Source organism: Aeromicrobium endophyticum, from assembly GCF_003586285.1.
In the GTDB taxonomy this organism is placed as follows: Bacteria; Actinomycetota; Actinomycetes; order Propionibacteriales; family Nocardioidaceae; genus Aeromicrobium; species Aeromicrobium endophyticum.
Map to the genome: position 1 here is coordinate 665,582 of NZ_QUBR01000001.1, position 26,601 is coordinate 692,182.

Sequence of the window (26,601 nt, forward strand, 5' to 3'; positions counted from 1 at the left end):
AAGCCGCGGGAGCGGATCAGGACCGGTGGGCTCCGGGGCGGCGACGACGGCTGGCGACGACCAGCCCGGCTCCGGCGAGGACGGCGATCGCGCCGACCGGGGCCAGGAACATCGGCGGTCCACCCGCGTTGGGGATGCCGGTCGAGGTGGACGTCGTGCCGTCGGCGTCCGAGTCCGAGCCGCCGCCCGCGTCTCCGGCGCCACCGTCCGAGCCGTCGCTGTCGCCGGCGCCGTCTGACGAGCCGCCGTCGGACGAGTCGTCGCCACGGCCGCCCTTGCTCTTGTCCGAGCCCGTGCTCTTGCTGGGCTTGGGGGTGGGCTTCTTCGTCGCGGTCGGTGCGGGAGCCACCGGGGCCGACGAGGTCGGGGCGGACGTCGACGGCGTGGAGGCGGCGCACGTCGGATCGGTGAACGTGTTGGAGTCGAGCGTGATGGCCCCGACGTTCGACAGCAGGCGTCCCGCGAAGGTGGCGTTGGTCTTGGCCGAGATGTCGTTGCTGGCGAGGATCGTGCCCTTGAAGGCCGTGTCGGTCCCGATCACGGCGTCGTTGCCGATCTGCCAGTACAGGTGGCAGGCCTGCGCACCGCGCGTGAACACCACCTGGGCGCTCGACGCGACGTCGAAGTCCTGCGCGACCTGGATGATGAAGACCGAGCTCGGGTCGTTCTCCCCGTCAAGGGTCAGCGTGCTGGTGAAGTTGAGCGAGCCGGCCCGCGTGTAGGTGCCCCCGGTGAGGGTCTGGCCGCCGATCTCGCCCAGGAGCGGCGTCTTCGGGCTCACGGGGGCCGCAGCCGCCTGGCCGTAGCCGATCAACAGCTCGGCCTTCGCTGCCGTGACGGCCGCGTTCGCACCGTTGCGCACGTTGCCGGGCGGGCTGATGGCGCCGTTGTCGGTCACGGTGGTCTGGATGCCGGCCGAGGCCACGAGACCCACGACCGTCGTCGGCCCGGTGTTGGTGACGCCCTCGCCGGCGAGCACCGAGTAGTCGAGAGCCGAGCCGAGGACCGGGTCGGGCGGGCCGGCGGCGCGGGCGGGGCCGGCCATCGAGACGGCGGCGACGGCGATGACGGCGGCGAGCCCGGCCGCGGCACCGGCCAGGGGGAGGTGGTGACGGACGAGGCGCGTAGGCGCAGGGACGTGCGAGGCGATCATGGTCGATCCTTCGGTAGCCGCAGCCGGAGCCGGGCATGTGGGTGAGGATCCTCGACGCAGGTCTCAGCCGACCGTTCCAATGATCTGAGGACGCTGATGCGCTTGGTGGACGCGTCTCACCCTGAGACGCCGGGCGGTGCGGCCGCGACCCTCCCAGGGCGGACGCACCTCGCGCAGCCAGATCGAGCTTCGGATCGGGGCTGCCGGGTACCGTCCCCGGCTGGGCGCCAGAGCACGCCAGCCCACCAGGGTTCTTCGAGAATAGCCCCGGAATCACGGGCCCGCAGGACTAAAGGCCCCCTACCCGTCAGTAGCCTGAGAAATAGTCCGTCTTCAGGCTCTTGGCGCGCTTGCGCAGACCCGACCGCACGGCGTTCACCATCGCCGGCGGCCCCGAGACGTACGCCCGCCGGCCACCCAGGTCGGGCACGGCCTCGGCGATGATCTGGTCGGACAGGTACGGCGCCTCGACGTGCGTCCAGCCCTCCGGCAGGTCTGTCGGGTGTCCGGGGCACACCAGGACGACGCGCACGCCCGCGAGCTCCTCGGCGAACGGCACCTCGTCCGCCGACGCCGCGCCGTACACGAGGACGGCGTCGCGCGAGCCCTCGTGGCGCAGCTGGCTGAGGAACGGCGTGATGCCGATGCCGCCCGCGACCAGCAGCAGCGGGGTCTGCGGATCGGCCGGCCACACGAAGTCGCCGCCGATGCCCGTGCCGCGGACCCTCGCGCCGGGCTCGAGCGACAGCAGCGCCTTCTTGAAGCTCGACGACTTCTGCTGCGGCACCCGCAGCGTCACCGCGACCCGTCCGGCCTCCGGCGGCGAGCTGATGCTGAAGGTGCGCCGTGCACCTCGGCTGTCCATGCCGGAGTGGGGCAGCGACAGCTCGAGATACTGGCCCGGGACGAAGGACACCGAGCGCCTCGACCGGAAGGTCAGCTCGTGCGTGTCGCCGGCCACCTGCCGACTGCCCTCCAGCTCGAGGTCGAGGCCGGAGCGGCGCGCGAAGGCGAAGGCCACGAGGTTGCCGATCAGCAGGGCCAGCTCGGGCGAGATCGCGAGGACGCCCAGGTCCGGCGGCGAGTCCGTGACCAGGAAGATCCAGGTCGGGTAGGCGAACACGACGGCCGTGACGGCGGCGACGGCCAGCTGCTGGCGGCGGCGCGGCGGCAGCGTCAGCGGCTCGCTCAGCATGAATCCCGCGACGAAGACGATGGGATAGGAGTAGGCGGCCAGCTTGAGGACGTCGACGAACGACTGGTCGGGGGCGGCCAGGTCGAGCAGGCGCACCATGATCAGCACGGTCGCGACGACCACGAACACGAGACCGATGTCGAGCCGCCGGGTGCGCCACAGCACCAGGAGCGCGCCGACCACCACGAACGGGAAGAGCTTCTCGGTGGCCGCGGTCTGCCAGATCGCGTTGATGCGGTCCTCGCGGCCGACGAGCTCCTGCGCGAGCAGCACCAGGAAGGCCCCGGCCGCCGCGGGGTTGAAGACGTGCCGCCCACGCCAGGCCAGGACGTACTTGGACGCCTGCGCGAGCACGGCCGCGATCGCGAGCCAGACGAGGTCGGCGGTGCCGACCGGCACGATCGGGACGAACAGGAAGAACAGGAGCAGGGCCGTGATGATCGCCGACTCCGCGTGCGGCCGCACGCGGAAGGCCAGGCCCAGCAGACGGCTGCTGGCGTACGACGCGACGAGCAGCACCGCCAGCGACAGCAGGTTGTCGCCGGTGGAGAGGCCCTCGATCACGCCGGTGGCCGTGAAGACCGCGTAGACCACCACGAGCAGGGTCAGCACGATCGTGACCAGGCGGTACATCGTGACCCGACCGAGCTGACGGTCGAGGACGTCGCGGACGGGGGCGACAGGGTTCATGTGAAGATCTCTCCGGGAAAGTCGGGCGACCACTGGACGCGGCCGTCGGCGTGCATGCGGACGAACTGGTGCTCGAACCGCTCCATCAAGAGGGCGGGGTCGCCGAAGAAGTGGGCCGTGGCGAGGCCGTCGGCGAGCATGCAGGAGTCGGCCACGACCCAGGTGGCCACGACGTCGTCGGTCGGACGTCCGGTGCGGGCGTCGACGACGTGGTGCAGCCCGTCGCCCCACGAGCGCCGGTTGGTGGCCGAGGCGCACAGCGCGTCGCCCGGGGCGATCTCGGCGATGCCGATCGCGCGGCTCGCGTCGAGCGGGTGCTCGAGCGCGATGCGCAACGGCGCGACGCCGCTGTGCAGCAGGTCGCCGCTGGCGTCGATCGTGAACTGGTGGGTCTGACGGTCGACGATGCGCGAGACCTCGTCGACCAGCAGGCCCTTGCCCGCCGCGCCGACGTCGATCAGGACGGGCTCGGACGTGCGGAGGCTCCCGGCGACCAGCTCGAGCGTCGACCACGGGGGGACGTCGGCCGGGGCGTCAGCGGCGACGAGCGAGTAGGCGGCGTCGTAGCCCAGGTCGGACAGCGTGCGTCCGACCAACGGGTTGACGGCCCCGTCGGTGGCGTCGGCCAGGGCGGCGTAGAGGCCGAGGAGGCGGTCGGCCTCTGCGGGCATCGCCCACGGCCCGTCCTCGCTCGCGATCTGGCTGACCAGCGAGTCGGGACGGAAGCGCGACCAGACCTGGTCGAACGCGTCGATGCGGTCGAGCACGGCCGCCCGGACGTCCGAGGCGAGCGGCTCCGGCGTGTCGATCTGCCACGCGGTGCCGATCGCCTCGAACCCCCAGGCGTGCACGTCAGGCGCCCGCTTCGGCCTTGATCTGGTCGATCGCGTCGTTGAAGCCCTTCGAGGTCAGCGACGAGCCCGCGACCTTGGAGACGTCGAGGTCGTCGAGGCTCTTGCCGACGACCTGGTCGGCGATGCCGCCGGCGAACTGGGTCTGGTACTGCTTCGACGTGCCGTTGGTCGCCTCGGGGGTGACGTCGACCTTCGAGATCGTGCCGTCCGAGATGGTGAGCGCGACCTTGACGGTCGACTCGCCGCCCGGGTTGCTGTAGCTGCCCTCGGCGCTGTAGTCGCCGTCGGCGTAGCCGGCCTCCTCGGCACCGACGCCGGCGTCGGGGGTCGCGGGATCGGCGGACGGTGCGTCCGAGGTGGGCGCGGCGGAGGTGGCGGCAGGCGTGGTGGATCCGCCGTCCGACCCCTCGCTGGAGCCACAGGCGGCGGTGATGAGCATGACGGACACGGCGGCGGCCGCCGAGAGCATCTTCTTGTGGGCAGGCAGGTTCATCGGTCGGGCTCCTGAGCTCGGCGAGATGGATGAAGGTTCAACACGACCAACGGACGGCGGTCGGGCTAGGTTCCCCGGGCCGGTCGTTCACAGGCTGCGCACAGGTCACAGGTCGGCGAGCGCACGCGTGGCGGCGTGGAAGCCGCCCATGCCGTGCACGCCCCCGCCGGGCGGCGTGGACGCCGAGCAGAGATAGAGGCCCTTGGCCCCCAGCGAGTAGGGGTTCGGCGACATCCGCGGCCGCATCACCAGCTGCCAGGGGTCGTTGGAGCCGCCGGCGATGTCGCCGCCGACGTAGTTGGCGTTGTGCGCCTCGAGCTGTGCGGGGCCGGAGACCGTCCGGGCCACGATGCGGTCGCGGAAGCCAGGGGCGAACCGCTCGATCTGCGCGATGATCGCCTCGGTCGCGTCCCCGCCGAAGCCCGTGGGCACGTGCGCGTACGACCAGACCGGGTGGACGTCGCCGGCCGAGCGCTGCGGATCGGCCAGGTACTGCTGGCACACCAGCACGAACGGACGAGTCGGCATGCGACCGGCGTGCACCTCGTTCTCGGCCGCGTTGACCTGCTCGAACGTGCCGCCGACGTGGACCGTGCCGGCCTTGCGCGCCCACTCGTTCTGCCAGGGCACTCCACCCTCGACCGCGAAGTCGACCTTGAAGATCGCCGGACCCGTGCGCCAGCGCGACAGCGGCCGCCGCACGCGCGCGGGGATGCGGTCGCCGGCCACCTCGAGCGCCGTGGCGGGCGTGGTGTCGAAGACGACGATGTCGGCCTGCGGCATCTCGGTGACCCGGTGGCCGGTCTCGATGCGACCGCCGTGCTCGACCAGGTCGGCGGCGAGGGCCGCGGCGATGGCCTGCGACCCGCCCTTGGCGACGGGCCACCCGTAGGCGTGGCCCGTCATGCCGAACATCAGCCCCAGCCCGCCCGTGGTGGGCCGCTGGAGCGGCTGGATCGCGTGGGCGGCCATGCCGGCGAACAGGGCCCGGGCCTCGTCGGTCGTCCACCGGCGGGCGATCACCGAGGCGGGGAGCAGTGCGCGCAGGCCGAAGCCGGCGAGGAGGAGCGGGTGGCGGGGCACGTGGATGATCGGGCCGAAGATCTCGCCGATCAGCTCGTCGGCGTGGCGGGCGAGCGGACCGAACAGACGTCGCCACGCGGGCCCGTCGTCGCCCAGCGCCTCGACCGTGCGGTCGAGGTCGCGGAACAGCACTCCCGCGCGGCCGCCGTCGAGGGGGTGGGCGGCGTCGACCTCGGGCCACAGCCACTCGAGTCCGTGGCGCTCGAGGCCCAGCGACCGGAAGAACGGGGACGCGACGCCGGTCGGGTGCGCCGCCGAGCAGATGTCGTGCAGCACCCCGGGCACGGTGAGCTCGGCCGAGCGGGTGCCGCCCCCGATCTCGTCCTCGGCCTCGAGCACCGTGACGTCGACGCCCGCGCGAGCCAGCACGACAGCGGCGGAGAGCCCGTTTGGCCCGGAGCCCACCACGACGGCAGAGGTCATGCCCTCAACCTAGTCCGCAGCCGTCACCCCGCTCGTCGAGTGACCCACGTCACCTGTACCGCGTTCGGATGCTGGACGGGGGTCGGTTGACGGTTCAGCGCCTGTGGCGCGGTGCTTTAGGCTTGCCTAAGAGCGTGGCTCCCTCCCAGGGAGCGCCCTTCTCCAGGAGCATTCACATGAGCAGGCAGTTGCGAGTCGCCGTGATCGGCGCGGGTCCGGCGGGCATCTACGCCGCCGACATCCTCACCAAGTCAGAGCTCGGCGACGACGTCACCGGCGTCACGATCGACATCCTCGACCGCGACCCCACGCCGTTCGGTCTCATCCGCTACGGCGTCGCACCCGACCACCCGCGCATCAAGGAGATCGTCAAGGCGCTCAAGCGCGTCCTGTCCAACGACGACATCCGCTTCTTCGGCAACGTCAACTACGGCGCCGACCTCAAGCTCGACCACCTGCAGCAGTTCTACGACGCCGTGATCTTCGCGACGGGCGCTCGCGCCGACCGCGACCTCGACATCCCCGGCATCGACCTGAAGGGCTCGTTCGGCGCCGCCGACTTCGTCTACTGGTACGACGGCCACCCCGACGCCCCGCGCGACTGGGACTTCCAGCCCCACGCCGAGTCGGTCGCGGTCCTGGGTGTCGGCAACGTCGGCCTCGACGTCGCCCGCATGCTCGCCAAGACCGCCGACGAGCAGCTCGTCACCGAGATCCCGCAGAACGTCTACGACGGGCTCAAGGCCAATGCCGCCAAGGACGTCCACGTGTTCGCGCGTCGCGGCCCCGCCCAGGTCAAGTTCACGCCGATGGAGCTGCGCGAGCTGTCGCACTCCCCCAACGTCGACGTCATCGTCCACCCCGAGGGCTTCGAGCTCGACGAGGGGTCGATGGACTCGATCCGCGCCTCCAAGAGCGTCAAGCTGGTCGTCGACGTGCTGCAGAACTACCTGGCCAAGGAGCCCACGGGCGCCGACCACCGCATCCACATCCACTTCTGCCAGAGCCCCGTCGAGGTGCTCGGCGAGGACGGGCAGGTCGTTGGCCTGCGCACCGAGGTGACCGAGCTCGACGGCACGGGCAACGTCCGCGGCACCGGCGAGTTCGTCGACTGGCCCGTGCAAGCGGTCTACCGCGCCGTCGGCTACCGGTCCGACAACCTGGCGGGCATCCCGTTCGACAACAACTCGGCGACGGTCCCCAACGACGGCGGCCGCGTCATGGACATCGACGGCCAGCCGCTGCCCGGCGCGTACGTCACCGGCTGGATCAAGCGCGGGCCCGTGGGCCTCATCGGGCACACCAAGTCCGACGCCGCCGAGACCGTCCGCCTGCTGCTCGAGGACGTCGACCGTCTCGCGACCCCGCCCAACCCGGCCCGCGAGGACGTCGACGCCTACCTCGAGGGACGCGGCATCGAGTTCACCACGTGGGAGGGCTGGGAGAAGCTCGACCAGCACGAGATCGACCTCGGCGAGTCCGCGGGCCGCACCCGCATCAAGGTCGTCCCCCGCGACGAGATGGTCCGCATCTCGCGTAGCTGACGCAACGGACGCACGAATCGGGGTTCGTCGGTCCACAGGGCCGCGTGGCGGTTGCGCTGTCCACAGGGTCGGGCACGGACGTCGCGAGCATCCGTGCGGACGACGCGGGCTCACCGGGTGTCCGCCCTCCTCGCCACCACCGAAGCCCCTTCGTCGCCGCGCAGCACGGCGTCATGACCCGAGCGCAGGCGCTGACGCTCATGACCCGGCACCAGCTCTACCGCCTGGTGTCGTCCGGCCGGTGGGCACGCCCGGCGCGAGGCGTGTTCGTCAGCCACACCGGCCCACGACGGCTTCGTGACGACCAGGCCGTCGCGGCCGGTCATGGTGGCACCGATGAGCGCCACCCCCGTCGCGTACGACGACCTCGACCTCCACTGGTCGGTCTACCTCGATGAGCGCGACGTCCACCCACTGCGCACACCACCGCGAACCCGTCCCGCGCGCAGCGTCATCGACGTCGCGTCGTGGGAGCACCGCGACAAGCGCGCTCGCGAGATCGTCCTGTCGGCCGCCCAGAAACGGGTGGTCGCGCCGCGCACCCTCCGCGAGGCGGTCGCCCGTCGTGGCATGTGCCGGCACCGCGCGTTGATCGTCGAGTCGTACCTCGATGCCGCCGGCGGCATCCAGTCGCTGCCCGAGCGCTCGTTCGACGAGATCCGACGCGAGGTCGGCCTGCCGCCACCCGAGCGCCAGGCCGTCGTGCGGCGGCCGGACGGACGCTACTACCTCGACGTCTGGTGGGCGGCGTTCAACCTGGCCGTCGAGGTGCACGGCATCCCGCACATGCAGGTCGAGCAGTGGGACGGCGACCTGCTCAGGCTCAACGAGGTCGTCATCGATGGCCGGCGGACGTTGGTGTTCAGCTCGTACGCCATCCGGCGCCAGCGTCCCGTCGTGGTCGACCAGCTGCGCCGCTCGACGTCCTGACGCCCCCAGGGGGGCGGGTCAGTCGGGATCGCGGCCCTGCAGGTTGCACATCAGGTCGTGCATCGCCTCGTCGCCGGGCGCAGCCAGGGGCAGGGGCCGCTGACCGGGACGCGCCCGCAGCCCCTCGACGAGCAGGGCGAGGTAGCGCCGCCAGAGATCGGGCTGGGCGGCGGTGGTCATCGAGCTGATGACCATGAGGTTCACGCCGAGGTCGGTCGGGCCGATGTCGGACCGCAGCGAGCCGTCGGCCTGCGCGCGATCGATGATGCCTCGGATGATCGGCTCGAGCCGCTCGCGGCCGATGACCTTGTGGACCTCGCCGGAGACCGTGCGCGCCATCACCTCCTTGAGGCCCTTGTCGGCGACCTGCCGCTCGAGCGCCCGCTCGAGGAACCACACGAGCCCGTCCCACGCATCGGCACGCTCGGCAGCACGCTCGGCGATCTCGACCATCTCGGCGACGCGCGACTCGAACAGCGCCTGGATGAGCTCGGCGCGGCGGGGGAAGCGCCGGTAGACCGTCCCCACACCGATGCCCGCGCGTCGTGCGATCTCGTCGTAGCCGGCCTCGAGGCCCTGCTCGGCGAACACCTCGGCCGCCGTCTCGAGGATCAGCTCGCGGTTGCGAGCGGCGTCGGCGCGCAGAGGACGCTCGCCCTCGATCGCGTCCGCTTCGGCTGTCATGGGGCCCACGGTACAGGAACGGAGAAGAGTTTCCGGTTAGTGCGGGAGATCACATGCGATCCGGAAGAGCGCCTCCGCTTAAGGGTCTAGAGTGAAACGGAACTTTCTTTCCACTTTCAGATCTTGAGGTCCCCATGGCACAGACGACGACCATGGACGGGGTGCGCGAACCGTCCGCCCCCGGCCCGGCGGACAACCCGCACCACGCCACGCGCTGGCTCATCCTCGGCGTCATCGCCCTGGCGCAGCTGATCGTGGTCCTCGACGCGACGATCGTGAACATCGCGCTGCCGACGGCCCAGGAGGCCCTCGGCTTCTCCAACGACAACCGCCAGTGGATCGTCACCGGCTACGCCCTCGCGTTCGGCTCCCTCTTGCTGGTGGGCGGACGCCTCAGCGACCTCGTCGGACGCCGCTCGATGTTCGTGACGGGCCTGATCGGCTTCGCCGCGGCGTCCGCGGTCGGCGGTGCCGCACAGAACTTCGAGGTGCTGGTCGGCGCCCGCGTCGCTCAGGGCGTCTTCGGCGCCCTGCTCGCCCCCGCCGCCCTCTCGCTGCTCACCGTGACGTTCACCGACGCCGCCGAGCGCGCCAAGGCGTTCGCGATCTTCGGTGCGATCTCCGGCGCTGGCGGCGCCATCGGCCTGATTCTCGGCGGAGCGCTCACCGAGTACCTCTCGTGGCGCTGGTGCCTGTACGTCAACGTCCCCCTCGCGATCATCGCGGTGATCGGCGCCGCGCTGCTGCTGAAGAAGCAGCACCGCCCGGACGACGTCAAGGGCATCGACGTGCCGGGCAGCCTCGTCGTCGTCGCCGGCCTGGTGTCGTTCGTCTACGGGCTGGCCAGCGCCGAGTCGGACGGCTGGGGCGCCGCCACGACCCTGGTCTGCATCGGCGCCGGACTGGCGCTGCTCGCGGTCTTCGCCGTCATCGAGAGCCGGGTGAGCGATCCCCTGCTGCCGCTGCACATCGTGTGGGACCGCACCCGCGGCGCCTCGTTCCTCGTCGTCGCCTTCGTCGGCATCGGCCTGTTCGCGGTGTTCCTGTTCCTCACGTACTACGTGTCGCTGACGCTCGGCTACTCCCCGCTCAAGACGGGCTTCTCGTTCGTCCCGATGATCCTCGGCATCATGGCCACGGCCACCGGCTCGGCCGGACTCGTCGCGCGCATCGGACCGAAGATCCCGGTGTTCGTCGGCATGATGCTCGCCGCGATCGGCATGGTGCTGTTCGCCCAGCTCGAGGTCGACAGCACCTACGCGCTGCACATCCTGCCCGGCCTGATCATCACGGGCCTCGGCATCGGCCTGTCGATCGCGCCGGCGTTCAGCGCCGCCACCTCGGGCGTCGACGCCGAGCACGCGGGCGTCGCCTCGGCCTCGGTCAACACGTTTCAGCAGATCGGCGGATCGATCGGCACCGCGGTACTGAGCGCCTTCGCGGCGTCGGCGACCAGCGACTACCTGAGTGGCCTCGGCCGCGCCCCCTCGAAGGCCGACCAGGCCCTCGCCGCCGTCGACGGCTACACGACGGTCTTCTGGTGGGCCGCCGGCGTCTTCGTCGTCGGCGCCGTCATCTGCGGGGCCCTGTTCCGTCCCGGCCCCGTCGCCGTCAACCCGGACGCACCCGTCCTCGCGCACTGAGACGAGAACCTGACCGTGTCCATCCACAGCGGGCAGCTGCAGCGCCGGGCCGGCGCGACGACGACCTCGTCGCGCTGGTCCGGCGTCGTGGCGCCCGGACTGCGCGAGATCATCCTGCTGGCTGCACTCTGGACGACCTACGCCATCAGCCGCGTCGTGGCCAGCGACGACCTCGCGGCAGCGCGCGCTCGCGCCGCCGACCTGCTGCACCTCGAGAGCCTGCTGCACCTCGACGTCGAGTCGTGGCTCAACCACGCGGTGACGCCGATCTCGCAGATCGCCGTGCCCATGTCGTTCTGGTACGCGTCGCTGCACTACCTCGTGACCCCGGCGGTGCTGGTCTTCCTGTTCGTCCGCCACCGCGGCGAGTACGTCCGCGCGCGCAACGCGATCGTGATCGGCTCGGCGATCGGCCTGGTCTGCTACGTCCTGTGGCCCACGGCACCGCCTCGCCTGATGCCCGGCGGCGCCTATCTCGACACGCTCGTCAGTACGTCGGACGTGGGCTGGTGGAGCGGCCAGACCTCGCTGCCCAACGGACTGGGCCAGATGGCCAACGAGCTGGCCGCGATGCCGTCGCTGCACGTCGGCTGGACGGTGTGGGTCGCGTGGGCCCTGTGGCGTCACGTCGGCGTCGTGGGCAGGACGCTCAGCGTGCTCTACGCGCTCGGCACCGCGATCGTCGTCGTGGCCACCGGCAACCACTGGGTGCTGGACGCCGTGGCGGGCGCCGTCGTGATCGCCGTCGGCATCGTGGTCTCCGGGCGGATCGCCGCCCGAGCACGGCCGTCCTCGTGACACGCCTGCTGCTCGCCTTCGCCTTCGCCCTGGCCGAGTCGGGCCTCGGTCTGGGCGCCGTCGTGCCCGGCGAGGTCGCGATCTCGGGGCTGGCGGCGAGCGTCGACGGCCTGCTGCCGACCCTCTCCCTGGGCCTGGCCGTGATGCTCGGCGCCGTCGCCGGCGACCACCTCGGACTGACCATCGGCCGTCTCGGCGGCGGACGACTGCGCGAGTCGCGACTCATCGCCCGTGCCGGCGTCGACCGGTGGGACCGCGCCGCCGACCTCGTGCAGCGCCACGGCTTCTGGGCCGTGCTGGCGAGCCGGATGCTGCCGTTCGTCCGCACCGTGATGCCGGTCGTGGCGGGTGCGGCGGGCCTGCGCTACCGCTCGTTCCTCGCCGCGTCCGTCATCGGCGGCGCGGCCTGGGCGTCGCTGTGGGTCGGGGCGGGCGCAGGCATCGGGGCCAGCGGCATCCTCGGTCACCCCTGGGTGCTGGCTGGTGTCGCCGCAGCCTTCGCCGCCGCTGCAGCGACGCGAGCGGTCGTGAAGCGGTTCCGCCGTCAGGAGCTGCGCAGGGCGCGCTGCACCGCCGCGGCGACCTGATCGGGAGCCGCGCCCGTCCGCACCACCACGACGGTCGTCTCGCCCCCGGCCTGGGTGACGGGCTCGAGCACGACCGACATCGCGTGGCCGAAGGCGTCCTCGGGATCGTCGACCTCGCCGCGCAACCAGCGACGCAGCACGTGATTGTGGGCCGTCACGATCGCCGACGCCAGCAGCTCGGCGCGCAGCACCGCATCGGGGTCGTCGGCCGTCCAACCGGACAGGGCCCGCGCGAACAGGCTCTGGTACTGGCGGATGCTGGCGATCTCGCGCGTCTTGAGCACCGGAACCGACGAGATCAGCCGGTAGCGGATGCGGGCCCGGTCGCCCTCGCCGACGTAGTAGCGCAGCACCAGGCGCGCAGCCTCGGTGACGGCCGAGTCGCGCGAGTCGGCGTCGCCCGCGTCGAGCCGCGCGGCGATGCGCGCCAGCAGCTCGTCGTGCTCGGGGAAGATCACGGCTTCCTTGGACCCGAAGTGCCGGAAGAAGGTCGTGCGACCGACGCCGGCGGCCCGCGCGATGTCGTCGACCGTCGTCTCGTCGAAGCCGCGCACGTCGAACAGGTCGAACGCCGCGGCCACGAGCCGGTCGCGCGCGGACGCCGGGACGGTGGACATGCGCCGAGGCTACTTGTTGGTATCGAGTCTGGCGAGTACGGTACTGAGTACCAATCCTTTTTACGTCCAAGTAATCAGTGACGCCCAGGCAATCGCGGCGTCGGCACGGAGGCATCACATGAGCGGCATCCAGCAGGTCGGAGTCATCGGCGGAGGGCTGATGGGCTCGGGCATCATCGAGGTCGCGGCCCGCGCCGGCCTCGACGTCATCGGCATCGAGGTCAACGACGACGCCGCGAAGGCCGCCGCCCAGCGGGTCGAGGCGTCGCTGCGCAAGGCCGAGTCCCGCGGCAAGATCGAGTCGGCCGAGGTCGACGCCGTGCTCGGTCGGGTCCGGTTCGAGACCGACCTGCAGACGCTCGCCGACCGCGATCTCGTCGTCGAGGCCGCCAGCGAGGACGAGCAGATCAAGCTCGAGCTGTTCCGCACCCTCGGCCAGGTGCTCGACAAGGACGACGCGATCCTGGCGTCCAACACCTCGTCGATCCCCATCGTCAAGCTCGGGGCCGTCTCCGGCCGCGCCGGGCACGTCATGGGCGTGCACTTCTTCAACCCCGCCCCCGTCATGCAGCTCGTCGAGCTGATCCCGTCGCTGACCACGTCGGAGCAGACGCTCGACCGCATGCGCGGCTGGGTCACCGAGACGCTCGGCAAGAAGCCCATCGACGCCACCGACCGCGCCGGCTTCGTCGTCAACAGCCTGCTCGTGCCGTACCTGCTCAGCGCGATCCGCATGTACGAGGCCGGCTACGCCTCGGCCGCCGACATCGACCGCGGCATGGTGCTGGGCTGCGGCCACCCCATGGGGCCGCTGGCACTCTCCGACCTCATCGGGCTCGACACCATCAAGGCCATCGGCACGTCGATGTACGACGAGTTCAAGGAGCCCCTCTACTCGCCCCCGCCGCTGCTCGACCGCATGGTCGACGCCGGCCTGCTGGGCAAGAAGTCCGGCCAGGGCTTCTACGGATACGAAGGCTGATCACCCATGACGAACGGAACGACGATGACTGAAGCTGCCGACATGTTCGTGCTCTCCGAGGAGCACCAGGCCATCCGCGAGGCCGTCCGGGCCGTCGCCGAGAACAAGATCGCGCCCTTCGCCGCCGAGGTCGACGCGCAGGCCCGGTTCCCGCAGGAGGCCGCCGACGCGCTGCTGGCGTCGGACTTCCACGCCCCGCACGTGCCCGAGCAGTACGGCGGAGCCGGTGCCGACGCGCTCGCGACCGTGCTGGTCATCGAGGAGGTCGCCCGCGTCGACGTCTCCGCGTCGCTGATCCCGGCCGTCAACAAGCTCGGCTCGCTGCCCGTGCAGATCGGCGGCAACGAGGAGATCAAGGCCAAGTACCTCGGCAAGCTCGCCCGCGGCGAGGGGGGCTTCTCGTACTGCCTGTCCGAGCCCGACGCCGGCTCCGACGCCGCCAACCAGAAGACCCGCGCCGTCCGCGACGGCGACGACTGGGTGCTCAACGGCGTCAAGCGCTGGATCACCAACGCCGGCGTGTCCGAGTACTACACGGTGCTCGCGCAGACCGACCCCGAGAAGCGCTCCAAGGGCATCACCGCCTTCGTCGTCGAGAAGTCCGACGAGGGCGTGTCGTTCGGCGCCCCCGAGAAGAAGCTCGGCATCAAGGGCTCGCCGACCCGCGAGGTCTACCTCGACAACGTCCGCATCCCTGGCGACCGCATCATCGGCGAGGTCGGCGAGGGCTTCTCGATCGCGATGAAGACGCTCGACCACACGCGCGTCACGATCGCCGCGCAGGCCGTCGGCGTCGCGCAGGGCGCGCTCGACTACGCCCTGGGCTACATCCAGGAGCGCAAGCAGTTCGGCCACCCGATCAGCGACTTCCAGGGCCTGCAGTTCATGGTCGCCGACATGGGCATGAAGATCGAGGCCGCCCGCCAGCTGACCTACGCGGCCGCCGGACGCTCCGAGCGCGGCGACAAGGACCTCACGTTCTTCGGCGCCGCCGCCAAGGCGTTCGCGTCCGACACCGCGATGCAGGTGACGACCGACGCCGTCCAGCTGCTCGGCGGCTACGGCTTCACGTCCGACTACCCGCTCGAGCGGATGATGCGCGACGCCAAGATCACGCAGATCTACGAGGGCACCAACCAGGTGCAGCGGGTCGTGATGGCACGGCAGCTGCTGGCCGGCATCCAGTCGACGCTGTAGCGACGCCCTAGGACCGCAGCAGGTCGTCGAAGGCCTTCACCAAGGGCTCCAGTGCCAGTCTCAGGTCGTCGACGTCCACCTCTGCGAGCGACGATGAGCTCCAGTCGCGCAACACGACGACGTAGACGGCCTGCACGGCCCCGCCGATGGCCGCGGCCAGGGCGCGGGTCGAGGCCGCAGCTCCTCGGTCCTCGACGTAGGCCGCGATCGTCGCCGCCCAGGCCTGCCAGTGGGCGGCGGCCTCGCCCGTGAGGGCGGGGTCGCGGTCCAGCAGGACGAATCGGGCCAACCACGAGTCCGACGCGTCACGCGCCTCCACGGTCGACTCCACGACGGCGGCCTGCACGGTCCTCATGATGGTCGCTGCACCAGGGACCTCCAGTCCGTTGCGCAGCCGCTCGATGGCTCGTTCGAACTCCGCCCACACCACCCCGGACTTGGAACCGAAGTAGCGGAAGAAGGTCGTGCGACCCACGCCGGCGGCGTCGCTGATCGCCTCGACGGTCGCGGCCTCGTAGCCGTCTCGAAGCATGAGCCCGAGAGCGACCGCCTCGACCGCTGCCGGCGACGACCGCGGCGGACGACCACGGCGGCGAGGGGCGGTCGTCATGACGCGAGCGTAGGCCACCATCATTTCGGTACGGCGTACCATAAAGGCGGAGGGCACTCCTGCCCTCATCGAGAGCGCAAGGAGACCTTCCGCATGCACGCATGGCAGTTCACCGACCTCGGAGCACCTCTGACACTGACCGAGACGCCCACCCCGGTCCCGGCCGGTGACGAGGTGCGCATCAGCGTGCGCGCCGCCGGGCTGTGCCACAGCGACGTGGGATTCCTCGACGGCACCCTGACTCCCCTGCTGCCGTTCCGTCCCATCACGCTCGGTCACGAGATCGCGGGCGTCGTGTCGGCTGCAGGAGCGGACGTCACCGACTTCGAGGTCGGCCAGAAGGTCGTGGTCCCCGCAGCGATCGAGGGTCCCGGCACCTCGAAGAACGGCGGCTTCGCCGACGAGGTCGTGGTCCTCGAGCGCCTGGTCGTCGCCATGCCCGACGGCGTCCCCTTCGACCAGGCCGCTGCGGCGACCGACGCGGGCCTGACGTCCTACCACGCCGTCGCCGTCCAGGGACAGGTCACGAGCGGCACTCGCGTCGGCATCGTGGGCTTCGGCGGGCTCGGCTCGCTCGGCGCACAGGCCGCCCTCGCGCTCGGGGCCTCGGTGGTGGTCGCCGAGCGGAACGAGCACGCACGCGAATTCGCCCGCGACCTCGGGGTCGACCGCGTCGTCGCCGATGTGGACGAGCTGGCTGGCTCAGACCTCGACGTCGTCCTCGATTTCGCCGGCTTCGGCGCGACGATCGACGGCGCGATGCGTGCTCTGCGGCGCGGCGGTCGCCTCGTGCTCGTCGGTCTCGGGGAGGCTCGTGGCGAGATCGACCTGCAGGCGTTGACGCTCAACGAGATCGAGGTCGTCGGGTCGCAGGCCGGGACGAAGGAGGACTGCGCCGCCGTGCTCGACCTCGTCCGCGACGCGAAGCTGTCGTCGCGGATCACCACGATCGGCTTCGACGAGATCGGCGAGGGCATCGGACGGCTCGAGCGGGGCGAGGTCGTCGGACGCCTCGTCGCCACGTTCGGCTGAGTCGGCCGCGAGGCGGTCAGTCGCCGACGCGCACCAAGGTCTTGCCGGTGGTGCGGCCGGCCATCAGGTCGGCCAGCGCCCGCGGCGCCTGGTCGAGACCGTCGTAGACGGTCTCCTTCACTGTCACGGAGCCGTCCTGGATCCACGCTCGGACACGCCGCTGCATCTCGTCGAGCAGGTCGACGTAGGAGCTGCCGCGGTAGCCGCGCATCGTGAGGTTCTTGGACGTCGCCAGGAACAGGTTGCGCGGTCCGGCCGGCTCGCGCTCGTAGTCGCCGACCGATCCGCACAGCGCGATCCGTCCGAACGGACGCATCGCAGCGAGGGCGGCCTCGAGGTGGTCGCCACCGACGGCGTCGAAGTAGAGGTCGATGCCCTCGGGTGCCGCCTGGGCCAGTGACTCGCCCAACGGGCCGTCGTGCCGGTCGAAGGCAGCGTCGACGCCGATCTCGTCGAGCAGCCAGCGCACCTTCTCGTCAGTGCCGGCACTGGCGACGACGCGATGGCCGAGCTGACGCGCCATCTGGCACACCAGCACGCCCACCGCACCGGCGGCGGCCGAGACCCAGATGGTGCGCGGCTCGTCGTCGATCGCTCCGATCACGTGGAGCCCCGCGTAGGCCGTCAGGCCCATCGGACCCATCGGACCCAGGTACGTCTGGGGCGCGATGCCGTCGACGTCGAGCACCCGCAGCGACGCCAGGCCGTTCATCGCCACCTCGCCGGCGTCGACCACGGCGTGGGTGCGCCACCCGTACGAGTGCCAGACCGTCGCGCCGACCGGGAACCCCTCGGCGCGCGACTCCTCGATCACGCCGATCGTCACGATCCCGTCCATGGGCTGGTGGAGCGGGAAGGCCGGGAAGTACCCCTCCGGCGCATCGGCCCTCAGCCTCAGCCGCAGGCCGGGGTCCACCGACGTCCAGGTGGTGCGGACGAGCACCTGCCCGTCCGCGACCTCGGGCAGGTCGACGGGCACGAGCTCGAAGTCGTCCGCGCCCACCTGCCCGACCGGGTACCTCGACACCTGGAGGGCGTACGCCTCGTTGCTCATGATCACACCGTGAACCTTCCGCCGTTGCTCAGCAGCACGGCTCCGACGACGTTGGACGCGCCCGGCGACGCGAGGTAGAGGATGTTGTCCGCGATCTGCTCGGCCGAGGCGAAGCCGGACCCCAGCGACTCCCGCACCGCAGCGGGTGTCCGACCGGCCATGGGCGTGTCGACCGGTCCGGGCGCCACGACGTTGACCCGCACCCCGTGCGGCGCGAGCTCCTTGGCCGCGGCCTGCGCCAGGGCATGCACCCCCGCCTTCGAGGCCGCGTAGTGCGGGTACCCGACGAGGGTGTCGAACGCCGCGGACGACCCGGTGAGGACGATCGAGCCCGACCGCTGACCGACCATGACGCGGGCCGCCGCGCGCAGCACGTGAAAGGCGCCGTCGAGGTTGACCGACATGACCCGTCGCCACCGGACGTCGTCGAGCGTGGTCAGCACGTCGACGGGGCGTCCTGCCGCCGCTGCGGCACCGATGTCCTGCTTCGCGACAGGATCGTCGATGCCTGCCGTCACGACCACGACGTCGACCCGTTTGTGCTCGGCCACCACCCGGGCGAACATCTCGTCGACGTCTCCCGAGTCGGCGACGTCGACGCGCACCGCGGCATCCGTCAGGTCGGCGACCACCACGGTCGCACCCTCCGCAGCGAGCCGGCGGGACACGGCAGCCCCGATGCCGGAGCCACCCCCGATGACGAGAGCGACGGCGCCGGCGAATCGCTCGGGGACGACGTCGTCCATCAACCAAACCTCCGCTGCATTCAAAGTGAGTTCACTTCAATGTACAGTGACGAGGACGCGAAGGCCATGCTCACGCAGGAGGAACCATGCCCCGACTCGACGACACCATCGCCCTGGTCACCGGTGCCACCGGGGGGCTCGGCGAGGCGATCTGCCATCGCCTGGCGTCCGAGGGCGCCTCGATCATCGCGACCGACCAGGAGCTCGCTGCGTGCTCGACGCTCGTCGACTCGCTCGACGGAGCCGACCGCCACCTCGCTCTGGCGCTCGACGTCACGTCTGAAGACGCGTGGACCGACGTCGTGTCCGCCGTCCGCTCGCACTACGGACGCCTGGATGCCGTCGTCAACAACGCCGGCATCGGAAGCCTCGGCCACGTCACCGAGGAGAAGGTCGAGACCTGGGACCGCGTCGTGGCCGTCGACCAGACCGGCGTCTGGCTCGGCATGAAGCACGGTGGGGCCTTCGTCGAGGAGACCGGCGGCTCGATCGTCAACATCAGCTCGATCCTGGGCATCGGCGGCGGACTGGGCAACAGCGCCGCCTACGCCGCTGCCAAGGGCGCCGTCACCAACCTGACGAAGAACGCCGCCCTGCACTGGGCCGACCGAGGCGTGCGCGTCAACTCGGTGCACCCGGGCTTCATCGGCACCCGGCCGCTGCTCGAGCGCTTCGAGGGCACGGAACGTCATCGCGCGATGGTCGACAACACCCCGATGAGGCGCCTGGGCCGTCCCGAGGAGGTCGCCTCGGTGGTCGCGTTCCTCGTCAGCGACGAGTCGTCGTACATGACCGGCAGCGAGCTCCGGGTCGACGGAGGCTGGACGGCGCGCTGAGCCGGTCGCTCGTCACGGCACGAAGAGCGCGACGCCGTCCTGGTCGCTGACGGCCACCTCGCCGCGCGCTGCCATGACGTCGAGGTGCGCGATCGTCTCGCACACCGCGATCATCCGGTTGAACGGGTCGAGCGCGGAGAACGGCGTCTCGCGACGTGTCCACCTCAGCCCCGCGGCGACGTCGAGGGCAGGCGCGCCGCCCTCGCGGAGCAGCACCTCGTGCACCTGCCCGAACCTCACGTGGTGGTGACGCAGCAGGGCGGTGACCCGCTCGTGCACCGACGGGGTGACCAGGCCGTGCGCCGGCACCAGCTGCGCGTCGGGTCGCTCGAGCAGGAGCTCGAGGGACGTCAGGTACCTCGCGAGCGGCAGGTCCCACTCCCCCAGCTCGAAGCCGATCGACGGGGTGATGGTCGGCAGCACGTGGTCGCCGGAGAACAGCAGGCCGTTGTCGACGTCGTGGAACACCATGTGTCCCTTGGTGTGGCCGGGCGTCGGCACCGCCTCGAGGCGGCGGTCGCCCAGATCGATCACGCCCGGGTCGATCCACTCGTCCGGGTCGGCCCAGTCGTCGGCGTCGAACGGCAGCAGAGCGGTGGACGTCTCGATCTCGGCCGCGAGGTCGGCAGCCCCGGAGCGACGCAGCTCTCGCAAGGAGCTGATGGGCACCGCGGACGCGACCTCTCGCACGGCCGCGAGCCCCGGACGTTCACCTCGTCCGAGGCGCACCCGCGCCCCCACGGCCTCGCGCAGCCGGACCGCGAACGTGTAGTGGTCCTGGTGGATGTGGGTCACGAGGACGTCGCGGATCTCGTCGACCGAGCGTCCGATCGTGGCCAGGGCCGCGTCGAGCTCGCCCATCGCCGACGGCACCGCCCAGCCACCGTCGATCAGCACCAGACCGTCCGCCCCCTCGAGGACGTAGACGTTGACGGCCCGGAGGCCGTCGTTGGGCATGCTCAACGGGACGCGGTGCACGCCGCGAGCCACCGGGTAGCAGCCCGGATCACCCCACCAGGCGCCCCCCGTCGTCATGGACCGACCATGACCCGCTCGTCGCCGGTGACAGCGATCCGCCGGCCGCGCATCCTGCCGACGTGCTTGACCGCGGCGGCCCACTCGTCGCTGGCCAGGGCCGCGTCGAGCGCCTCCTTGTCGTCGAAGCTCAGGATCGAGACTCCGTCCCACCCGGCCGAGGCGTCCTCGAAGGCGCCGGTCACCTCCGTGTGGAGCCAGCGGCGCAGGCCGGGCAGCGGGTAGGTCATCTCGGCGTGCTCGCCGCGCCACCACTCGATGAACTGCTCGTGCGTCCAGTCGTCGGGCTTGGACGCCATCAGGATGAGGTTGTGCATGTCATCTCCTTGAACTGAATCAGGTTTGGCTGTGGTAGGTACACGACTGCGATGGGGATCGTCCCGCCGTGTCAGGCGCGGACGAGCCTCAGCAGGGCCTCGGTCGTGAACTCGCGGACGTCCTCGTTGCTCAACGCCCCGCCCTCGCGGTACCACCGCCACACGCTCAGGATCATCGCGAGCATCATGTGGCTGGTCTGGAAGGCGTCGCGGGCGGCGAAGTCGCCGGAGGCGATGCCCCGCTCGACCAGGTCGAGCCAGTTGTGCTCGACCTGGCGCACCAGCTCGCGAGCGTGCTGCCGCTCGGCCTCCTCGCGCTCGGACTGGCGCGGCGAGGCGAGCAGGTCCATGTGGCTCTGGAGGATCCGCGCCTGGAGCACCTCACGGGGCCCGACGTCGAGGGCGGCCTTGACCGCGGCGCGCAGCTCGTCCGTGGGTGTCGCCTGGCCCTCGACGGCGGCGGCGAACGCCGTGGCGGAGCGCTCGAGCTCGGAGCTCATGATCGTGAGCAGGCAGTGCACCTTGGACTCGAAGTAGTGGTAGAGCGCCGTCTGCCCGATGCCGACCTTGTCGGCTACCGAGGCCCACTTGGTGTGCTCGAAGCCGTCGTCGCCGAAGCTCTCGATGGCGGCGCGCAGGATCAGGGCCCGCTTCGAGCGGGGTCCCTCGGTGGTGACCGTCTGCGTGCTCATCACTGCTCCTCCTCGGTCGGTACGACCGACTCTAATGGATCTGACCTCAGTTCAGGCCGAGGTGTCCTGGTGCGCCAGCCGGGACGCCAGCTGCGCTGCGGCGTCGCGCGACAGCTTGCCCACCCGGTTCTGCGGCAGGTCGTCGACCGCGAAGACGAGCTCGGGCCACTGGTGCTTGGGCACCCCGGTCTGGTCCAGGTGCGCCCGCACCGCGTCGAGGTCGACGGACGACTCCTTCGAGACGACCAGCGCGGCCGCCCGCTCGCCGAGCAGCGGATCGGGGACCGGGACCACGCACACCTGGACGACCCCGGGCACCGACGCGACCGCTGCCTCGACCTCGTTGATGTCGATGTTGCGGCCGCCGCGGATGATGATCTGCTTCTCGCGGCCCATGATGTTGATGGTGCCGTCGTCGTTGAGGCGAGCCAGGTCGCCCGTTGCGAAGTAGCCGTCGTCGGTGAGCTCCGGCGGCGTCGGTGTGCCGAGGCGGGCGTACCCCGTGAACAGCGACGGCCCCTTCACCTGGGCCTTGCCCACCTGGCCGACGGGCAGCCGCGCACCCGACTCGTCGACGACGCGCACGTCGATGCCGGGGAACGGTCGACCGTCGCGACCCACCCGGACCTCGGGAGGATCGCTCGGCAGCGGCGTCGTGTGCCCGAGGCACTCCGACATGCCGAAGACCCGCAAGAACCTCGTGCCGAGATACTCCTCGGCGCGCTGCAACGCCCCGGCGTCCATGGGCCCGCCGCCGACCGTCATCGCCACCATCGACGACAGACCGCCCTCGGCGTCGTCCACCATGGCGAACTGCAGGGCCATCGTGGGCACCAGCATCGTCCAGCGCACCTGCTCGGCACGGATCAGCTCGAGCGCGTCGGTGGGCTTCCAGCGGGGCAGGCACACCATGGTGCCGCCGAGCATCGCCGGCAGGTAGAGGCCGAAGCACAGCGCGGCCACCGACGAGAGCGGCACGAACGCACCGACCGGGTCGCCCTCGCGCAGCCCGACCGCGGCGATCGTGGCCTGTCCCGCGAAGCGCAGCGCCTGCTCGGACTGGACGACGCACTTGGGCCGCCCGGTGGAGCCGGACGTCATCGCGACCGCGACGCCGCCGTTCCAGCGCGCCATGCCCCGGGTGGGCCCCGGGACGGCGTGCATCGACCATCCGCGCAGCACCGAGAGGTCGGTGGAGAAGCCCTTGGACGCGACCGACCACGTGCCTGCCAGCTCGGGCGAGGCGATGACGACGTCGGGCCGGACGTCCTCGAGCGCCAGGTCGAGCTCGTGCTCGGTGGCGTGCCCGCTCATGACGGCGACGAAGCCACCGAGCCGTCCGACGGCCAAGGTCGTCACGAGGGTGCGCCAGCTGTTGTCGGCCTGCACCAGCACGGTGGGCTCGCCGTCGACCGCTGCACCGACGACGTCGGCCAGCTCGACGGCGGCCGCCCACACGTCGCCGGCGGTGTGGGACCCGTCGGCGTCGACGACGGCGACGTGATCGGGTCGCTCGACGGCACGGGCCGCGAACTCCTGGGCTAGTAGACGCATGGGAGCACCTTCCTGGGTCGGCCGAGTCTGGATCGCATGGGGTTCACGTCGCGCTCGGTCCGGGCACGACGACCGCACGTCCGGCGATCTCGCCAGCACGCAGACGGTCGTAGGCCGCCAGGACGTCGCTCAGGGCGAAGGTCTGGGTGTGCGCCGTCAGCCGTCCCGCGCGGGCGAGGTCGACGACTGCCTCGAGGTCCTCGCGTGGTCCCCAGAAGGGCGCCGAGACCGACCACCCCTGGGGCAGCCCGAGCGTCTTGCCGACGCTCAGCACCCCGCCGGCACCGCCGACGACGACCAGGTCGCCGCCGATCGCCACGAGCGCGATGGCAGCGTCCATCGTGGGCTGGGCGCCGACGAAGTCGAGCACCAGGTCGAAGCGGACGTCCCCGGCCGCGAGCTCGGCGAGGTCAGCCACGGTCCTCGACGCACCCAGGCGGGAGGCGAGATCGCGCGCCTCGGGCTTGGGGTCGACCACGACCGGCGACACTCCGTGGGCCGCCAGCAGCTGCACCGCGAAGTGACCCAGCCCGCCCGCGCCGACCACGAGCACCGGAGCACCGGCAGCCAGGCCGTCGAGGTGCGGGCGGATCGCGTGGAAGGCCGTCAGCGCCGCGTCCGTCAGAGGTGCGGCCTGCACGGGATCGATGCCGTCGGCCGGCACGAGGAAGCGCGTGGACGGCACCGCCATGAAGTCGGCCAGGCCGCCGTCACGTCCGAGGCCGTTGCCGATCGCGGCACCACGGTCGAGGCAGTAGTTGCCGCGGCCGTTCAGGCACCGCCGGCACCGTCCACAGCCCCACACGCCGTGGACGACGACCGGACGACCGATCCACGCCGCGTCGACCAGCTCGCCGACGGACTCGACCGTACCGGCGACCTCGTGCCCGAGCGTGAAGGGCGGCTCCATGGGCAGCTGCCCGGCGGACGCGTCCATGACGTGCAGGTCGGAGTGGCACATGCCGGCCGCGGTCACCCGCAGCAGCACGCCCTCGGCGCCGGGAACGGGCACCGGGACCTGCCGCAGCACGGGGGCCTGCCCCCACGCCTCGAGGCGCAGAGCCGTCATGGTGCCGGACGTCGTGGTCTCGGTCATCGCGCGGTCCAGCCCCCGTCGACCACCAGGGAGTGGCCCGTCACGTACGAGGAGGCGTCGGAGGCGAGGAACAGCAGCGCTCCGTCGACCTCACCCTCCTGGCCCCCACGGTTGAGCATCGTGTTGCGGCGCACCCAGGTCGCCGACCGCTCGTTGGTGAACAGGCCGTCGGTCATCTCGGTGTCGAACCAGCCGGGCACCACGGCGTTGACCCGCACACCGCGACGTCCCCACTGACCCGCCAGCTCGCGGGTGACGCCGATCAGCCCGGCCTTCGAGGCCGCGTAGCCCGCGCCGCCGATCGGCGAGGTGGACACCAGCCCGATCACCGACGAGACGTTGATGATCGAGGCCGGGTGGTCCTCCGGCAGCGACCGGACCACCTCGGTGGCCAGCGCGAGTCCGGCGACGAGGTTGAGCCGCAGCAGCGACTCCACGTCCTCCGGCGGCTCGGTCAGGGCGTCCGGCGCGCCGGGAGCACCGGCGTTGTTGACCAGCACGTCGATCGGCCCGGACTCCGAGGCCCTGGCGACCAGGGCCGCCCGGTCGTCGGCGCTCGTGACGTCGCAGCGCACCGCGACGACGCCCGGCACCTCGCTCGAGAGGCTCTCCAGCCGGTCGACACGCCTGGCGGCGGCGAACACCGTCGCTCCCGCCGCGGCCAGGGTGCGGGCGAATCCCTCCCCCAGGCCCGACGAGGCACCGGTGACGATCGCGGTGCGCCCGGTGAGGTCGAACATCTGCCGTGGATCCATCGCGCTTCTCCCTGTCGCCATCGGTCAGTAGACCGCCGTGCGGCCGCCGTCGACCGCGATGATCGACCCGGTCGTGTACCCGGCACGGTCACCGGCCAGGTGAACGACCATCCCGACGATCTCGTCGGGACGACCGAGCCTCTGTGCCGGCAGGCCGCGCGTGACGAGGCCGATGAAGTCATCGTCCCAGTCGGCGGCCATGGCGGTCGCGAAGGCGCCCGGCATGATGCAGTTGACGCGCACGTGAGGTGCGTACTCCTGCGCGAAGGCCTGCGTGAGCGCGTTGAGGCCGTTCTTGGCCGCGGCGTACATCGCCTCGGCCGGGCTGGGCCGGTGGGCGCCGATGCTGGAGATGTTGACGATCGAGCCGGTTCCGCGGTCGCGCATGTGGGCACCCGCGACGGCCATGAGCCGGAACGGGCCCTTCAGGTCGACGTCCATCGTCTTGTCGAACAGCGACTCGCCGACCTCGAGCAGCGAGGGGGCCAGGGGCGCGATGCCCGCGTTGTTGACCACGATGTCGAGCTGTCCCAGCTGCTCGACGACGTGCGACACGGCCGGCTCGATCGCGTCCCACTGGCCGACGTGCAGCGGCAGCGCGAGCGTCGGGACACCGAACTCGCCGGCGATCTCCGCGGCCACCGTCTCGCATGCCTCGGCCTTGCGGCTCGAGACCACGACGGAAGCACCGGCCTCGGCGAGGCCGCGGGCGATGGCGAGGCCGAGCCCACGGGTCGCGCCGGTGACCAGGGCGACCTTGCCGTCCAGCTCGCGTGTCATGCCTTCACCTCGTACTTCTTGAGCTCGATGCGCGCCATCGTCCGCAGGTGCACCTCGGTGGGGCCGTCCGCGATCTGGAGCGCACGGGTGATGGCGTAGAGCCGCGACAGCACGGTGTCGTCGCTGACGCCCTGCGCCCCGTGCGCCTGGACGGCGCGGTCGACCACCTGGTGCGCTGTCTCCATGGCAGCGATCTTGATCGCCGCGACGTCGGACCGTGCCGCGCGGTTGCCCTGGGTGTCCATCAGCCAGGCGGCGCGGAACGTCAGCAGGCGGATCTGGTCGATCTCCATGCGGCTGCGGGCGATCCACTCACGCACGACGCCGCGCTGGGCCAGCGGCTCGCCGAAGGCGATGCGGGTCGTGGCTCGGCGGCACAGCAGCTCGAGGGCACGCTCGGCGATGCCGATCGCGCGCATCGCGTAGTGCATGCGTCCCGGCCCGAGCCGTCCCTGAGCGATGGCGAAGCCGTCACCCTCCTCGCCGAGCATGTTCGACACGGGCACCCGGACGTCGGTGAACTGCACCTCGCCGTGCCCGAGCCGGTCGCGGTAGCCGAACATCGGCAGGTCGCGCAGCACCTCGATGCCGGGGGCGTCCGCCGGCACCAGGATCATGCTCTGCTGGCGGTACGTCGAGTCGGTGGGCGCTGAGCGACCCATGAAGATGATGAGCTTGCAGTCGGGGTCGAGGATGCCCGAGGTGTACCACTTGCGACCGTTCAGCACGTACTCGTCGCCGTCACGCCGGATGGTCGACGTGATGTTGGTGGCATCGGAGCTGGCGACGTCGGGCTCGGTCATCGCGAAGGCCGAGCGGATCTCGCAGGCGAGGAGCGGCTCGAGCCACCGCTCCTGCTGCTCGGGCGAGCCGAACATCGCGAGGATCTCCATGTTGCCGGTGTCGGGCGCCGAGCAGTTGATCGCCTCGTTGCCGATCATCGAGCGTCCGACGACCTCGGCGAGCGGCGCGTACTCGAGGTTGGTCAGCCCGGCGCCCCACGAGCCGTGCGCCATGAACAGGTTCCACAGACCCTTCTCACGAGCGATCGCCTGCAGGTCGCGCATGACCTGCGGCTGCTCGTGGGGGTTGTCGTTCGCGGCGATCTGCGCGTCGTACACGGCCTCGGCCGGGAAGACGTGCTCGTCCATGAACCGCTCGAGCTCGGCCTTGAGCTCGATCGTGCGGGGTGAGAGTGCGAAGTCCATCGTGTTCCTCCTG

28 protein-coding genes are annotated in these 26,601 nt (G+C 71.2%); 10 read left to right on the forward strand and 18 right to left on the reverse strand.

Going from position 1 to position 26,601, the window contains the following annotated elements; translation table 11 throughout:
• Positions 1-16: 16 nt before the first annotated feature.
• From DX116_RS03320 to DX116_RS03340, 5 genes are all read right to left on the reverse strand, one after another.
• Entirely contained in the window at positions 17-1,153 is a 1,137-nt protein-coding gene (locus DX116_RS03320) for an ice-binding family protein (protein ID WP_119702765.1), read from the reverse strand.
• Positions 1,154-1,460: 307 nt separating this feature from the next.
• Positions 1,461-3,038: an FAD-dependent oxidoreductase gene (locus tag DX116_RS03325; protein WP_119702766.1), complete on the reverse strand. Its 1,578-nt coding sequence runs from the start codon at positions 3,036-3,038 to the stop codon at positions 1,461-1,463.
• On the reverse strand, positions 3,035-3,889 hold the full coding sequence (locus tag DX116_RS03330) for an FAD:protein FMN transferase (protein WP_119702767.1): 855 nt from the start codon (positions 3,887-3,889) through the stop codon (positions 3,035-3,037). Before DX116_RS03330 ends, DX116_RS03325 begins: the two co-directional genes overlap by 4 nt.
• Position 3,890: 1 nt before the next feature.
• Positions 3,891-4,385 carry an FMN-binding protein gene (locus DX116_RS03335; protein ID WP_199715913.1) on the reverse strand — a complete coding sequence of 165 codons (495 nt, stop codon included), beginning with the start codon at positions 4,383-4,385 and terminating at the stop codon, positions 3,891-3,893.
• A 105-nt stretch (positions 4,386-4,490) separates the two neighbouring features.
• The gene (locus tag DX116_RS03340; RefSeq protein ID WP_119702768.1) at positions 4,491-5,891 is read right to left on the reverse strand and encodes a phytoene desaturase family protein; all 1,401 of its coding nucleotides are present in this window, start codon (positions 5,889-5,891) and stop codon (positions 4,491-4,493) included.
• A gap of 176 nt (positions 5,892-6,067) precedes the next feature.
• Here DX116_RS03340 and DX116_RS03345 point away from each other — a divergent pair, with 176 nt between their 5' ends.
• From DX116_RS03345 to DX116_RS03350, 3 genes are read left to right on the forward strand one after another with little or no spacing between them, the layout of a single operon-like run.
• Entirely contained in the window at positions 6,068-7,435 is a 1,368-nt protein-coding gene (locus DX116_RS03345; RefSeq protein ID WP_119702769.1) for an FAD-dependent oxidoreductase, read from the forward strand.
• Positions 7,436-7,479: 44 nt separating this feature from the next.
• On the forward strand, positions 7,480-7,833 hold the full coding sequence (locus tag DX116_RS20490; protein WP_378018826.1) for a type IV toxin-antitoxin system AbiEi family antitoxin domain-containing protein: 354 nt from the start codon (positions 7,480-7,482) through the stop codon (positions 7,831-7,833).
• Positions 7,772-8,365, forward strand: coding sequence for a hypothetical protein (locus tag DX116_RS03350; RefSeq protein WP_147393560.1), 594 nt, complete (start codon positions 7,772-7,774; stop codon positions 8,363-8,365). The genes DX116_RS20490 and DX116_RS03350 overlap by 62 nt, the downstream gene beginning before the upstream one ends.
• An 18-nt stretch (positions 8,366-8,383) precedes the next feature.
• Here DX116_RS03350 and DX116_RS03355 read toward each other — a convergent pair whose 3' ends face one another.
• Positions 8,384-9,049 carry a TetR/AcrR family transcriptional regulator gene (locus DX116_RS03355; RefSeq protein WP_119702771.1) on the reverse strand — a complete coding sequence of 222 codons (666 nt, stop codon included), beginning with the start codon at positions 9,047-9,049 and terminating at the stop codon, positions 8,384-8,386.
• Between the two features lie 134 nt (positions 9,050-9,183).
• On the opposite strand from DX116_RS03355, the gene DX116_RS03360 reads away from it, so the two are divergent.
• Genes DX116_RS03360 through DX116_RS03370 form a run of 3 tightly spaced genes read left to right on the forward strand, consistent with a single transcriptional unit; the run spans position 9,184 to position 12,077 of the window.
• Positions 9,184-10,692, forward strand: coding sequence for an MFS transporter (locus DX116_RS03360; RefSeq protein ID WP_119702772.1), 1,509 nt, complete (start codon positions 9,184-9,186; stop codon positions 10,690-10,692).
• Between the two features lie 15 nt (positions 10,693-10,707).
• Complete coding sequence (locus DX116_RS03365) at positions 10,708-11,490, forward strand: phosphatase PAP2 family protein (protein WP_158591883.1); 783 nt, start codon at positions 10,708-10,710, stop codon at positions 11,488-11,490.
• Entirely contained in the window at positions 11,487-12,077 is a 591-nt protein-coding gene (locus DX116_RS03370) for a DedA family protein (RefSeq protein WP_119702774.1), read from the forward strand. The genes DX116_RS03365 and DX116_RS03370 overlap by 4 nt, the downstream gene beginning before the upstream one ends.
• On the opposite strand, the gene DX116_RS03375 is transcribed toward DX116_RS03370, so the two are convergent.
• Positions 12,035-12,694: a TetR family transcriptional regulator gene (locus tag DX116_RS03375; protein WP_119702775.1), complete on the reverse strand. Its 660-nt coding sequence runs from the start codon at positions 12,692-12,694 to the stop codon at positions 12,035-12,037. The two genes, DX116_RS03370 and DX116_RS03375, sit on opposite strands and share 43 nt — an antisense overlap.
• A 127-nt stretch (positions 12,695-12,821) precedes the next feature.
• Here DX116_RS03375 and DX116_RS03380 point away from each other — a divergent pair, with 127 nt between their 5' ends.
• Entirely contained in the window at positions 12,822-13,676 is an 855-nt protein-coding gene (locus DX116_RS03380) for a 3-hydroxybutyryl-CoA dehydrogenase (RefSeq protein WP_456047848.1), read from the forward strand.
• 24 nt (positions 13,677-13,700) lie between these two features.
• Positions 13,701-14,873 (forward strand): acyl-CoA dehydrogenase family protein, encoded by a 1,173-nt coding sequence (locus DX116_RS03385; RefSeq protein ID WP_119704105.1) that lies wholly within the window; start codon positions 13,701-13,703, stop codon positions 14,871-14,873.
• A 7-nt stretch (positions 14,874-14,880) separates the two neighbouring features.
• Here DX116_RS03385 and DX116_RS03390 read toward each other — a convergent pair whose 3' ends face one another.
• Entirely contained in the window at positions 14,881-15,483 is a 603-nt protein-coding gene (locus DX116_RS03390; protein WP_199715914.1) for a TetR family transcriptional regulator, read from the reverse strand.
• 93 nt (positions 15,484-15,576) lie between these two features.
• Here DX116_RS03390 and DX116_RS03395 point away from each other — a divergent pair, with 93 nt between their 5' ends.
• Positions 15,577-16,515, forward strand: a complete 939-nt coding sequence (locus tag DX116_RS03395) for a zinc-binding dehydrogenase (protein WP_119702777.1) — start codon at positions 15,577-15,579, stop codon at positions 16,513-16,515.
• Positions 16,516-16,531: 16 nt separating this feature from the next.
• On the opposite strand, the gene DX116_RS03400 is transcribed toward DX116_RS03395, so the two are convergent.
• Entirely contained in the window at positions 16,532-17,569 is a 1,038-nt protein-coding gene (locus tag DX116_RS03400) for an NADP-dependent oxidoreductase (protein ID WP_119704107.1), read from the reverse strand.
• A 2-nt stretch (positions 17,570-17,571) separates the two neighbouring features.
• Positions 17,572-18,315 (reverse strand): SDR family NAD(P)-dependent oxidoreductase, encoded by a 744-nt coding sequence (locus DX116_RS03405; protein ID WP_119702778.1) that lies wholly within the window; start codon positions 18,313-18,315, stop codon positions 17,572-17,574.
• An 86-nt stretch (positions 18,316-18,401) separates the two neighbouring features.
• Between DX116_RS03405 and DX116_RS03410 the strand changes: the two genes are divergently transcribed.
• The gene (locus DX116_RS03410) at positions 18,402-19,151 is read left to right on the forward strand and encodes an SDR family NAD(P)-dependent oxidoreductase (protein WP_119702779.1); all 750 of its coding nucleotides are present in this window, start codon (positions 18,402-18,404) and stop codon (positions 19,149-19,151) included.
• A gap of 12 nt (positions 19,152-19,163) precedes the next feature.
• On the opposite strand, the gene DX116_RS03415 is transcribed toward DX116_RS03410, so the two are convergent.
• From DX116_RS03415 to DX116_RS03450, 8 genes are all read right to left on the reverse strand, one after another.
• Entirely contained in the window at positions 19,164-20,186 is a 1,023-nt protein-coding gene (locus DX116_RS03415) for an MBL fold metallo-hydrolase (RefSeq protein WP_119702780.1), read from the reverse strand.
• Positions 20,183-20,503, reverse strand: a complete 321-nt coding sequence (locus tag DX116_RS03420; protein WP_119702781.1) for an EthD family reductase — start codon at positions 20,501-20,503, stop codon at positions 20,183-20,185. Before DX116_RS03420 ends, DX116_RS03415 begins: the two co-directional genes overlap by 4 nt.
• Positions 20,504-20,574: 71 nt before the next feature.
• Positions 20,575-21,195: a TetR/AcrR family transcriptional regulator gene (locus tag DX116_RS03425; protein WP_119702782.1), complete on the reverse strand. Its 621-nt coding sequence runs from the start codon at positions 21,193-21,195 to the stop codon at positions 20,575-20,577.
• 51 nt (positions 21,196-21,246) lie between these two features.
• On the reverse strand, positions 21,247-22,749 hold the full coding sequence (locus DX116_RS03430) for a class I adenylate-forming enzyme family protein (RefSeq protein ID WP_119702783.1): 1,503 nt from the start codon (positions 22,747-22,749) through the stop codon (positions 21,247-21,249).
• A 43-nt stretch (positions 22,750-22,792) separates the two neighbouring features.
• Entirely contained in the window at positions 22,793-23,845 is a 1,053-nt protein-coding gene (locus DX116_RS03435; protein ID WP_199715915.1) for an alcohol dehydrogenase catalytic domain-containing protein, read from the reverse strand.
• Positions 23,842-24,600 carry an SDR family NAD(P)-dependent oxidoreductase gene (locus DX116_RS03440; RefSeq protein ID WP_119702784.1) on the reverse strand — a complete coding sequence of 253 codons (759 nt, stop codon included), beginning with the start codon at positions 24,598-24,600 and terminating at the stop codon, positions 23,842-23,844. Before DX116_RS03440 ends, DX116_RS03435 begins: the two co-directional genes overlap by 4 nt.
• A gap of 24 nt (positions 24,601-24,624) precedes the next feature.
• Positions 24,625-25,380 (reverse strand): SDR family NAD(P)-dependent oxidoreductase, encoded by a 756-nt coding sequence (locus tag DX116_RS03445; protein ID WP_119702785.1) that lies wholly within the window; start codon positions 25,378-25,380, stop codon positions 24,625-24,627.
• Complete coding sequence (locus tag DX116_RS03450; RefSeq protein ID WP_119702786.1) at positions 25,377-26,588, reverse strand: acyl-CoA dehydrogenase family protein; 1,212 nt, start codon at positions 26,586-26,588, stop codon at positions 25,377-25,379. Before DX116_RS03450 ends, DX116_RS03445 begins: the two co-directional genes overlap by 4 nt.
• Positions 26,589-26,601 lie beyond the last annotated feature (13 nt).